At 73.1% G+C, this 12285-nt stretch carries 5 protein-coding genes; 4 read left to right on the plus strand and 1 reads right to left on the minus strand.

From position 1 onward, the window contains the following. The first annotated feature begins 45 nt into the window (after positions 1 to 45). From AB5J73_RS39190 to AB5J73_RS39200, 3 genes are all read left to right on the plus strand, one after another. Positions 46 to 639: a TetR/AcrR family transcriptional regulator gene (locus AB5J73_RS39190; RefSeq protein WP_370963899.1), complete on the plus strand. Its 594-nt coding sequence runs from the start codon at positions 46 to 48 to the stop codon at positions 637 to 639. After that, positions 636 to 1799: an NADH:flavin oxidoreductase gene (locus AB5J73_RS39195; protein WP_370963900.1), complete on the plus strand. Its 1164-nt coding sequence runs from the start codon at positions 636 to 638 to the stop codon at positions 1797 to 1799. The genes AB5J73_RS39190 and AB5J73_RS39195 overlap by 4 nt, the downstream gene beginning before the upstream one ends. A gap of 98 nt (positions 1800 to 1897) precedes the next feature. Continuing rightward, positions 1898 to 5617 (plus strand): hypothetical protein, encoded by a 3720-nt coding sequence (locus tag AB5J73_RS39200; RefSeq protein WP_370963901.1) that lies wholly within the window; start codon positions 1898 to 1900, stop codon positions 5615 to 5617. A 34-nt stretch (positions 5618 to 5651) separates the two neighbouring features. Here the strand turns inward: AB5J73_RS39200 and AB5J73_RS39205 are convergent, their stop codons facing one another. Next, positions 5652 to 10490: an RHS repeat-associated core domain-containing protein gene (locus AB5J73_RS39205; protein ID WP_370963902.1), complete on the minus strand. Its 4839-nt coding sequence runs from the start codon at positions 10488 to 10490 to the stop codon at positions 5652 to 5654. Between the two features lie 331 nt (positions 10491 to 10821). Between AB5J73_RS39205 and AB5J73_RS39210 the strand changes: the two genes are divergently transcribed. Beyond that, positions 10822 to 12276 carry a PKD domain-containing protein gene (locus AB5J73_RS39210; RefSeq protein ID WP_370963903.1) on the plus strand — a complete coding sequence of 485 codons (1455 nt, stop codon included), beginning with the start codon at positions 10822 to 10824 and terminating at the stop codon, positions 12274 to 12276. Positions 12277 to 12285: the final 9 nt, after the last annotated feature.

Genomic DNA, 12285 nt, shown 5'->3' on the forward strand with positions numbered 1-12285 from the left:
GAATCACTGCTTGAAAGCGGCCGCTCCCGGTGGTCTACTCGTCGGGTGGCGGAGAAGACGACCGTGGACTCGACGCCGGACCGGCTGCTGGCCGCCGCGGAACGGCTGCTGCTGGCCGGCGACTACGACCGCGTGTCCGTCCGGGCGATCTGCACGGCGGCGGGGCTCAACCCGGCCGCCGTGCACTACCACTTCGGTTCGAAGGACGCGCTGGTCGCGGCGATGCTGGAGGACCGGCTGGCCCCCGTGTGGCGCGACCTGCTCGACGACCTCGAGCGGCGGCGGAGCCAGGGCCGGGTACCGGCCGCGGCGGACCTGGCCGACGCCGTCGTGGCTCCGCTGGCCGGGCTGGCCGCCGACCCGGTCGGCCGCCTCCGGCTGCACCTGCTCGCCCGGGTGCTGCTCTCGGGGCAGCGGATGCACTGGCACTCCCCCTGGTTCAGCCTGGACCCGTGGGTCGGCCTGCTGCGCGCCGCCCGGCCGGACCTGACCGCCGAGCAGGCGACCACGCGCTGGGTCCTGGCCTTCCAGCTGCTGCTCCAGGTGTTCGGCCACCCGGCCGCGCCCGCGCCACCCGAGCCGCGGCTGCCGCTCGACGCGGTGCGTTCGTTCGTCACGGCCGGACTGGACGCGCCGTGACGCCGCCCGACGTGTTCGCCCCGGCCCGGCTCGGCCCGGTCGAGCTGCGCAACCGGGTGATCAAGGCCGCCACCTTCGAGGGCCGGACGCCGGACGGGCTCGTCACCGACGAGCTGATCGAGTACCACCGCCGGCCCGCGCGCGGCGGCGTCGGGATGACGACGCTGGCGTACTGCGCGGTGTCGCCGGAGGGTCGGACGGACCGTCACCAGATCTGGATGCGCCCGGAAGCCGTGCCCGGGCTGCGCCGCTTCACCGCCGCGGTCCACGCCGAGGGCGCGGCGGCCTGTGCCCAGATCGGGCACGCCGGGCCGGTGGCGAACGCGGCGTCGAACCGGCTGCCGGCGCTGTCCCCGACCCGCCGGTTCAGCCCGCTGGGGATGCGCCCGACGCGGGCCGCCACCGCCGCGGACCTGGACCGCATCGTCGAAGCGCACGCGAGCGCGGCCCGCACGGCCGCGGAAGCCGGGTTCGACGCCGTGGAAGTCCACTTCGGACACAATTATCTCGTCAGCGCGTTCCTCAGCCCCCGGCTCAACCACCGCACCGACGGCTTCGGCGGCAGCCTCGCCCACCGGGCCCGCCTGGCGCGCGCGGTCGCCCGCGCGGTGCGCGACGCGGTCGGCGACCGGATCGCGATCACCGCCAAGCTGAACATGGACGACGGCGTGCCCGGCGGCTTCTGGCTGGACGAAAGCATCGAAGTCGCGCGGTGGCTGGAAGCCGACGGCAGTGTGGACGCGCTGGAGCTCACCGCGGGCAGTTCGCTGCTCAACCCGATGTACCTGTTCACCGGGGACGCGCCGGTGCGGGAGTTCGCGGCCCGGTTCCCGCAGCCGGCCCGCCTCGGCCTGCGCCTCGGCGGCCGGTTCTTCCTGCGCGAGTACCCGTTCCGCGAGGCCTACCTGCTCGACCGCGCCCGCCAGTTCCGCGCGGCGCTGCGCCTGCCGCTGATCCTGCTCGGCGGCATCACGACGGTGGAGACCATGAACCGGGCGATGGCGGAGGGCTTCGCCTTCGTGGCCATGGCCCGCGCCCTGCTGCGGGAACCCGGTCTGGTCGACCGGATGCGCGCGGACGCGAGCACCCGCTCGCTGTGCGTCCACTGCAACCGCTGCATGCCCACGATCTACGGCGGCACGCACTGCGTCCTGGCCTGACCGCCGGTATCCCCTGGACCGATCGGCGCAATTCGCGGCCGCCCGGAACCAGGGCCTTCCGAAGCCCGTCAGTATGAAGCGGTCAAGGGGGTGCGCTGATGCCGGAGGGGAATCCGCTCGTCGCGGAGTCGAAGCAGGACCCGGACGGCCCGGGCGCGTTCACCGCCGGCAACGGCGACTACGGCTGGGCCGGCGGCATCGGCATCGCCGAATCCTCGATGGACGCCTTCAACGGCATCAAAGACGGCGACTGGGTCTCCGGCGGCCTCGGCATGCTCTCCCTGGCCGGCGAAATCGCCGGCGCGGCGATCGACCCGTTCGGCTACCTGATGTCCTCGGTCGCCTCGTTCCTGATGGAACACATCCAGCCGCTCAAGGACATGCTCGACTCCGTCGCCGGCAACCCCCCGGTCATCCAGTCCTACGCCGACACCTGGAGCAACGTCTCCAAAGCCCTCGGCGAACGCAAAACCGACTTCGACAACGCGGTCAAAAACGGCACCACCGGCTGGACCGGCGCCGGCGCGGACGCCTACCGCAAGTTCGCCGCCGAGCATTCGGAGGCGCTGTCGGGCGCGGCGACGGTGGCCGGGGCGATCAGCACGGTCACGATGATCATGGGCCAGGTCGTGTCGTTCGTCCGGGAAACCGTGCGGCAGCTGATCGCCGACCTGGTCGGCAAGCTGATCGCGTGGGTGATGGAGGAGGTCTTCTCCCTCGGCTTCGGCACCCCGGTCGTGGTCGCGCAGGCCTCGGCGGCGATCGCCAAGTGGGGCAAGAAGATCGGGGAGCTGCTCAAGAAGCTGACCGACACGATCCGGAAAGTGTCGCCGCTGCTGTCGAAGCTGGTCGACGTCTTCGAGAAGATCGCGAAGGTGTTCGGGAAGGTACTGGGCAAGGTCTCCGGCCTGGACGGGTTGAAGGTCAAGGAGGGCGGGTTCGTCCGCAAGATCCCCAAGGGGGAGGGTGGCGGGGTCCACGCCCGCGCCCACGGCGAGGACGGCGCCGACGGTGGCGAGGGCTCGCACTCCGGGGACGGAGACGGCTCGTCCGGCGACGGGGACGGCTCGTCCGGTCATCCGGACGGGGATTCGCCGAGTTCGGACCCGATGAACACCGACTCCACGCCGGATCCGGGCTCCCGCCGCGGCTCAAGCCAGGACGGGTCACCTTCGCATGCGGGGGACGATTCGCCCTCGGCCTACGGTGAGCCCGACAGCAGCCCCTCGACGGCCCGCTCCGGTGACAGCACGCCGTCTCGCAGCGGGGACTCCAGTCCCTCGCATGCCGGGGATGGTGCGTCGCCAAGTCGGTCGCCGTCGCACGCGGGCGATTCCAGCCCGTCACCCACCCGGGGCAGCGACAGCACCCCGACCCACGCCGGGGACAACACCCCCTCCCGGGCGGGCGACAACGATCCCTCGCCCACCCGCGGCAGCGGCGGCACGCCTTCCCACGCCGGGGACAGCAGCCCCTCGCCGACCCGCGGCAGTGACAGCACACCCTCGCATGCCGGGGACAACACCCCGTCGCGGGCGAGCGACAGCAGCCCGTCGCCGACCCGCGGCAGTGACAGCACACCCTCGCACGCCGGGGACAGCACACCCTCGCGGGCGAGCGACCCTTCGCCGGCCCGCGGCAGCGATGGCACACCCACCCACGCCGGGGACAGCACACCGTCGCGGGCGAGCGACAGCAGCCCGTCGCCGACCCGCGGCAGTGACAGCACACCCTCGCACGCCGGGGACAGCACACCCTCGCGGGCGAGCGACCCTTCGCCGGCCCGCGGCAGCGATGGCACACCCACCCACGCCGGGGACAGCACACCGTCGCGGGCGAGCGACAGCAGCCCGTCGCCTGCACGCTCGGGCTCGCCGGACGGGCCCGGCTCCCACACCGGCACCGACACCCCCAGCAGCGCCGCACCGGCTGCCCGCGCCGACGGCACCACCTCCGCCAGTGGCACCGCCCCCACCACACCACGCACCACCGACCCCGTCCCCGCCCCGCGCGGCAGCGACGGCGCCAACCTCCCGCCTCAGGGCGGCGCGCCCATGACCGGCGGCGCACCTGTCACCGGCGGCGGCGGGCTCAGCGGTAGCGGCGGCACCCCACGCACCAGCGGCGGGGGCTGGACCGGCGCCCACACCCCCGACGCACCCACCCGGCCCCGCACCGGCAGCGACCTGCCCGCCAGCCGCCCCCGCACACCCGACACACCCGCACCCGCCGCCCGCGGCTACGGACCCGGCACCCACACCCCCGACACCCGCCCCGGCGGCCACGCACCCGACACCCGCCCGCACAACCCCGACACCGGCACCCCCCACCACAACGACCCCCTCACCCCCGACGAAGTCAACACCCGCCACGCCGAACACACCCCCTCCGGCAGCTCCTACCACGCCGGCGACCCCGACATGGGCGACCTCCCCCACCGCGTCCACCCCGACCCCGACGGCCGCTACACCGTCGACGTCCACGTCACCCCCGACGGACACGCCCGCATCGGCGACCGCCTCTACACCCCCGAACAATTCGCCGACATCCTCCGCCGCAACGCCGACTACGACGGCCGCCCCGTGCGGCTCATCGGGTGCGACGCCTCCTCCAACGACTTCGCCCACCGCCTCTCCCGCGAACTCGACACCGAAGTCCTCGCCCCCACCAAACCCGCCTGGACCGACTCCCACGGCCGCGTCTTCTCCTCCGACTACGAAATCGGCCCCGACGGCCGCATGCGACCCCGCATCCCACCCGACGGCGAATGGAACACCCACCACCCCGACGGCTCCACCCACCGCGCCGGCGACGAAGGGTTCGCGCCCGGTACCCACGACCGGGACGTCGATGCCGATGACGCGCGGGCCCGGGGTGAGGACGCGCACAAGAAGAAGGTGCACGAAGAACTCCTCGAAAAGCTCAACAAGCACGACGACGAAGCCAAGGAGCTGCTCCGCAAGTACTGGCGGCAGATCGAGGGCGACGACCAGGTCATCAGCCGCCGGCGGACCAACGCCGAGCACGAAGGTGTCGAGCTGCCGGTGCTGCGCCGGAACGAAAACGGCGACTACGAAATCCACCAGCCCGCCAACGACAGCACCAGCGTCCGGTCCGAGTTCCTCGAAGGCAGCCGGCGGACCGGGGGCCGTGACACCGCGCCGCCGGACCTGCTGGCGGACGCCGACATCCTCGCCGCCGGGCGGCCGCACATCTGGTCCTATTTGGACGAAGCCAACCACTCCGTCCGCGGCACCCCGCTGCCCGAAAGCCGCTTCGAGACCCCGCTCGACGAGTTCGACCAGGCCGGGTTCAACGACGTGCAGAGCAACCACTGGAACAACAAGCTCGGCGAGCTGGCCGCCGACCACGCCGTGGGCGACGGGCTCGGGCGACCGGAGTTCGCCGGCCGGCCGCTGCAGCCGGTGGACGTGCCCGACCGGGGCGCCCACCACTTCGACCGGGTCTACCAGGACGCCGACGGCAACTACGTCATCGTCGAGGCGAAGGGCCCGTCGGCCGGCTACAACGCCAACGGCGGCTACCAGCAGGGGCACCCCGAGTACGTCCGGAACGTCCTCGCCAAGATGATCGAACGCGGCGAACCCGAGGCCGGCCACGCGCGCGCGATGCAGGCCCAGCTCGACCAGGGCAAGCTGCGGTACTTCTACGTCAAGGCCCAGGTCGAAAAGCCCGATCTCACCGGGTACACCGACGAACAGCTGCGCGCGATGCCCGCCGCCCGGCGACCCGCCGACCGGTACGCCGGGTACTCCGCCTCGGAGTTCGACCTCTCCCTCACCACGCGCCGGCCGTGACCGGCGGGCCCCGGCCGAGGGGCCCGCCGGCGCGTCAGCTGAAGGCGCCCGTGAGGGTGTCCATCTTGGTACCCTTCGGCGGGAACTGCGGGAGGAACTTCGGCTCCTTGGCGAACTGGATGTACTGCTGGAGCTCCGGGGTCAGCCCCTTGTACTCCGCGTTGAGCACCACGTGGTCGCGAATGGACCGTTCGAACTCGTTGGGCGAGTTGGGGAACTTCACGTTCGGGCTCGTCTCGACCGAGTACTCCACCTTGAGGTTCTGGATGTCGTCGCGGACCTTGTTGTACTGGCTCGGGCTGAACCCCGCGCGGCCCAGGTCGGCGTCCGACGGCGGCTTGGCCTTCAGCTGCTCGAGGCGGACGTTCGCGTTCTTCAACGGGCCCTCGAACTTGCCGGACATGTTCTTGTTCGCCGTCGACGTCAGCGGCGTCATGTTGTCCGACAGGCCCGGCCCGCCGAGGTTGTCGTTCTGCAGGTGGCCGCGGATCCAGCGGTTCTTGCCGTCCGGCTTGTAGCCGTTGACGTTGTTCAGCTCGTTCTGCAGCTCCGGGCTGTAGCTGGAGTGCTTGGTGTTCTCCAGCTCCTTGACGTCGGTGAGCTCGCCCGGCTGCGGCTTCGAGCCGCCGGGGCGCGGCGACCCGTCGAGGACCTGGTCCCCGGACGACCTGCCGCCGCCCTGCGAAGTCGTGCGGCCGCTGACCGGGTCCTTGCTGCCCCACGGCTTGGCGGACGTGCCCGGCTGGTTCGACGACGTCCCGCCGGACCCGCTGCCCTTCTTCGGCTTGGTCTTCGGGTACGGCGCCGCCGCCTGGGTGGCCGCCTTGGCGCACTTGCCCGCGGTCGACCGGCCGGAGAACCGGCGCTGGTCGTTCGGGTCCGAGCCGAAGCCGCCGGCGGTGAGGCCGAGCGGGTCGGCCGCCATCAGCGGGTCGCCGACGTAGGTCAGCGGGTTCGGCGCCGGCGCGAGGCCGAGCGGGTCGGGCGAGATGTAGCGCGCGTTGGCCGGGTCGTAGTAGCGGAAGACGTTGTAGTGCAGCCCGGTTTCCCGGTCCAGGTACTGGCCCGGGAACCGCAGCGGGGTCTCGGCCGCCCCCGCGCCGGACAGGCCCCACAGGCTCGTGCGCACGGCCCGGACCACGCCGTCCACGCCCACGAGCTCCACCGGCGTGCCGATGTCGTCGGTGACCAGCGCGGCCAGCCGCGTGCGGCCGTCGGGAGTGGTGACCGCCTGCGCCACCGGACGGCCGTCGTCGGGGTGGTGCACCCACGTCCAGGTCTCGACCGGCGCGCCGCCCAGCGTGTGCCGGGCTTCGACCAGGGCGTTGCCGTCCCAGGTGAACTCGACCTGCTCGGCGACCGCGTCCGCCGCGTCGAGGCGCTGCTTCGCGATCCGGCGGTCCAGCGCGTCGTAGTGGTAGCGCCACTCGGCGCCGTCCGGGGTGCGCACCGCGACCAGGTGGTCCTGCGCGTCCCAGGCGAACGTCCAGGTCAGGTCCCCGACGGTCCGCCGCACCAGCCGGCCCTGCGCGTCGTGGGCGTAGTGCACCGCACCGGCCGCCTCCAGCACGCCGCCGGCGTAGCGGCGCGGCCCGGCTTCGGGTCCGGTCCCCGGCGACGACGACACGAGGTGGCCGAGGACGTCGTAGGCGTAGCGCTCGGCCGTGCCGGGCCGGAGCACGGCGGTGATCCGGCCGGTCGCGTCGAACTCGTGGCGCACCGCGCCTTCCGGGTCCTCGCGCGCCAGGACGCTGCCGTCCGGACGCCGGTGGTAGCGCCGCGTCCCGGCGGGCGTCCGCTGCGCGGCGAGCCGGCCCGCGGCGTCGAACTCCTGTTGCAGCAAGGGGTTCGGCCCGGCGGCGACCGCCACCGTGCGGCCCGCGTCGTCGCGCTGCAGCGCCAGGCCGGCACCGGCGACGTCCAGCAGGTCGACGCCGTCCTCGGTCCGTCGCCAGTGGACGTCCACTCCGGACGGGGTGCGCCGCCGGGTCGCGGTTTCGCTGTCGTAGCCGAAGGTCGTGGTGCGGCCGCCGGTGGTCTGCCGGACGACCCGGCCCTCGGCGTCGTGGGCCAGCTCGACCGCCGCGCCCGGGCCCGCGGCGTGCACGAGCCGGCCGACCGGGTCGTAGCGGTAGGTCTCGGTGCCCGCGGCGGAGGTGCGCTCGGTCAGGTTGCCGAGCGGGTCGTAGCGGTACTCGACGACTTCGCCGGCGGCGTTCTCCAGCCGGACCAGCTGCCCGGCGGCGTCGTAGGCGCAGCGGGTGACCCGGCCGTCGAAGTCGGACTGCGCGAGCAGCCCGCCTTCGGCGTCGTAGGTGTATTCCCAGGTCCGCCCGGCCGGGTCGTGCACGGCGAGGAGCCGCAGCTCGGTGTCGTAGCGGCGGGTGGTGCGCGCGCCCGCCGGGTCGGTCGTGGCGGTGACCAGCCCGAACGGCCCGCGCTCGGTGACGGTGATGCGGCCGAGCGCGTCGGTGTGCGACGTCTCCCCGCCCTCGCCGTCGTAGGTCCACAGCCGGCGGGCGCCGTCGGCGGCCACGACGGCCCGCAGGTCGCCCTCGACCGTCCAGGTCAGCGCGGCCCGGCCACCGCCGTCGCGCACCGTGCGCGGCCGGCCGAACAGATCGGGCTCGGCCGGGGCACCGGGCGCCCACGGCTGCTCGGCGGCCGGCGGCTGCTCGGCGTCCTGGTCTTCGGCCACGCCGAGCGGATCGGTGTAGGGGTCGGGCAGCGCCGTGGCCGGGTAGCGGCGGCGGAACACTCCCCCGGCGGCCGTGACCTCGATTTCGAGGGCCGTTTCCGTGCGTTCGGTCAGCACCACGCGCGTGCCGTCCGGGCGCAGCACCGCGCGCAGGATCCCGGCGGCGTCGTGCTCGAACTCCGTGCGCCGCCCGAGCGGGTCGGTGCGGGCCAGCAGCAGGTTGTGCGGACCCCATTCGCTGCGCGTGACGCCGCCGAGCTTGTCGGTCTCGGCCACCACGTTGCCCGCCGCGTCGAACTCGAAGACCTTCCGGTGCCCGAGCGAGTCGGTGGTCGTGGTGCGGCGTTCGGCGTAGGCGAGGGACCCGTCCAGGTAGCCCTGGTCGCCGACGGTCCGGACGCAGCGGCCGGCGTCGTCGTAGACGTACCGGTACCAGGCGCCGTTGTGGTCGGTCCAGCCGGTGAGCCTGCCCTCGGCGTCGTGGTCGTAGCGCGCGGGGCGGGGCGTGGAGTTCGTGCGCACGGCGAGGTGCCCGTGCGCGTCGTAGTCGTAGCGCGCGACCGGCACGTCCCCGCCGGGCGAGACGGCCCGCACGGCCCGCACCCGGCCGCCCGCGGTCTCGAACGCGATCCGCGCGCCCGCGGAATGGGTCAGCAGCAGGGGTGCGCCGGCGGGGTCACGATCGAGTTCGAGGAACTCGCCGTCCTCGGTCCGGACTTCGCGCAGCAGCAGCTCGCCGTCGCGGGCGGGCGTGAACCGCCGGGCCTGCCCGCGGCCGGGGTCGGTGACCACGTAGTCGTCGCCGTCGGCGTGCAGCAGGCGCAGGGGCCCGTGCTGGGAGCTCGTGGTGGTGCCCGGTGCGGGCAGCGGGAAGGTCAGCACCATCGCGTCGGCCGAGTGGTAGCGCACCAGGCCGGCGTCGAGGGTCAGCCGTTCGTCGGGCAGCGCCGTCCAGGACGGGCCGAACCAGCGGCCGTCCCGGTAGGACGACACGTGGTTGCGGGTGATCAGCTCGCCGAGGGCGCCGGGCACCACAAGGTCGACCTCGGTGAATAGCACGTCGCCGGTCGCGACGTCGATCGGGTCGAACTCGCAGACCTTTTCGTCCGGTTCCTTGGTCTTCGCCGGGTCCGGCCCGTCCTTGGGCTTGCCCTTCGGCGTGCCCGACGGGGTGGTGGAGTTCCCGTCGGGACCGCCGCGAGTGCCGGGCGGCGGCGGTTCCGGGCTCTTGGGGGTGTCGTCGGGGCCCTTCGACGCCGGCGGCGGATCGGACTTCGGGGGAGCGTCGGGATCGCCCTTGGCGCCGGAGGTGTGGGTCCCGTCCCCGTCCTTGCCGCCCGGCCCGCCCGGCCCACCACCCTTGCCACCCGGCCCGTCGATCCCCTTCGGGCTGCCGTTGATGTCGCCGTGCTTCGGCGGCGGACCGGCCTTACCCGGCTTGACGTTCTTCAACGCCTTCGCCGCGTCATCGAACAAATCCCCGGCCCGCTTCAGCAGCGGCACCAACGCCTTCAACGCCGTCACCAGCCGCTTCACCAGGTCGGCGATCTTCGACGCCGTCTTCGCGACCGCCCCGATGACCTGCGGCACCACCCACGTCAACCCGATCCCCAGGGTGAACACCACCTGCAACGCCCAGCTGATCAAATGCCCGATCAGCTCCGCGATGATGTCCCGCACCAGCGCCCGCACCGCCGCCACCACCTCACCGGCGGTCTTCACCCCACTGGAAGCGCCTTCACACCCCTTCTGCGCCGTCTCCAGCAACGTCACCGTGTCCTGAGCCCGCTGACGGTAGGAGTCAGCCGCAGGACCGGACCAGGACGCGGTGTCGGCCTTCACCATCCCGGCCAGGTCCTCACCGACACCGCCCAGCTCGGTCGCGACGTTCTTCCACGTCTCGGCCTGCGCGGCGATCTCATCGGCGTTGCCGGTCAAACCGTTCAACGCTTCCTTCAGCGGGCCGACGTGTTCCATCAGCCACCCCACCCCGGCCGCCAGCACGGCACCGAAGGGATCCATGGCCATCGACAACGCGTCCAGCGCGGTGCCCACCGCACCCATCGCGACCGAAGCCCAGTCCCCCGATTCGATCGCCGACTTCAGGTCGTTCGCCGACTCCAGCAGCGAGATACCCGAGTACGCCTTGGTCGAGTCCTTGGTCTCCGCAACCAACGGATTGCTGATGGCGCCGTACCTCCCCGTGAAACCTTCTTGAACGTCCATCAAAGCACGAAGGTGTCAACGGCCTTCCGGCCACGCGCTGAAGTGCGGGGCCGGCTGCCCGACCGCACCCGAAAGTGTGCCCGTGGCCCCTCGACGGCTGTCCGGTTTTGTCAGCCGGTGCCCGTCGGTTGCGGCATCCGGTCTAATTCCGCCCCGACCCGGTCACATCGGACGGCGCAGCGCCGATACGTCCGGCAGGGATCTTCGTCATGGGGGCGGGGTAGTTCACGAGGGGGAACGAATCGTGCTGTTTTCTTCACGCCCGAGAGGGCGGTCGGCCGTGGTCGCCGTGCTGGCCGCGGCGCTGGCCACCGCGGTGCCGGGGGTCGCGCACGCGGCGGCGGCGCCGTCGAACGACGACTTCGACAGCCCGGCCGCCGTCGCCGCGCTGCCGTTCACCGCGCAGGAGGACACCAGCGCCGCCACCGAGGCGGCCGACGACCCGGCCTGGTGCGAGGGGGACGCCGCGAGCGGGACCGTCTGGTTCCGGTACACCGCGACCCAGGACGGCCTGCTGCGCGCCACGACGACGGGCAGCGACCACCGCACCGTCCTGTCCGCGACCACCGGGGCGCGCGGGCACCTGCAGCCCGTCGCCGACGGCTGCGACTACGGGACGGACGCCACCATCACCTTCCGGGCCACGGCCGGGACGACCTACTCCTTCCAGGTCTCCGGCATCGAAACCCCGGGCGGCGCGCTGTCGTTCGCGCTCGACGCGATCGCGCCGGCGGCCAACGACGCCTTCGCCGACGCCGAGCCGGTGACCGCCCTGCCGTTCACGCGGCAGCCGGACCTCTCGCTCGCCTCCGCCGAGGCCGGGGAGCCGGAGTCGACCTGCGTGGACGACGAGGCCCAGCCGTCGGTCTGGTACTCCCTCCCGGCGGCGGACGCGGCGCGCTCGCTCACCGCCCGGGCCGAGGGGACCGCCGCGGCCGTCACCGTGTACTCCGGGAACTCGCTGGCGGAGCTGACGCAGGTCGCGTGCGACCGGAACTCCCTCGACCCGGTCGCGTTCGGGGCGGCGGCCGGCACCCGCTACGCCGTCCGCGTCACCGCGGCGCACCGCAGCTACGGGCCGACCGAGCTGGAACTGGCCGAGGCGCCGCCGCTGGACCCGTACGTCTACGTGTCACCGACGTCCGCGTCCGTGTTCGACAACGTCGGCTTCTCCGCTTCGTCGTGGAAGGCGATCGACCGGCCGCTGGGCGGGACGTGGGACTTCGGCGACGGCAAGACCGCCCCGGTCGGCACCGATACCGTTTATCACCGCTACGCGGCCGACGGCGTCTACCCGGCCACGCTCCACGCGACTTCGCCCGACGGGCGCACCGCGACCATCGCCACCCCGGTCACCGTGACCACGCACGACGTCGGGATCGCCAAGTTCGTCGTCCCCACCGCGGCTCGGCAGGGGGAAAGCAAGCCGGTCTCGGTGGACGTGACCAACACGCGGTACGCCGAGACGGTCACCGTCGTGCTGTCCAAGCAGTCCGCGGACTCCTGGACCGAGGTCGGCCGGCTCACGCTGCAGGTGCCCGCGCGGGCCACCGGGAAGGTCCGGTTCCCGTTCTCCTACACCTTCGCCCCCGAGGACGCTCTCGCCGGCAAGGTCGCGTTCCGCGCCGAGGCCCGGCTGCAGTACCCGGTGGAGGACGCCTTCACGGCGGACAACGCGGCGATCTCGATCGCCACCACCGTCAAGCCGCCCGCCACGCGCATCGCCGCCGTCTGACCAGGGGGA

The sequence above is a fragment of the Amycolatopsis sp. cg9 genome (genome assembly GCF_041346945.1).
GTDB lineage: Bacteria > Actinomycetota > Actinomycetes > Mycobacteriales > Pseudonocardiaceae > Amycolatopsis.

What these genes read in the sequence shown, in the direction of transcription:
- AB5J73_RS39200 (WP_370963901.1), top strand. Translation starts at nt 1,898, where the DNA reads ATGCCGGAGGGGAATCCGCTCGTCGCGGAGTCGAAGCAGGACCCGGAC.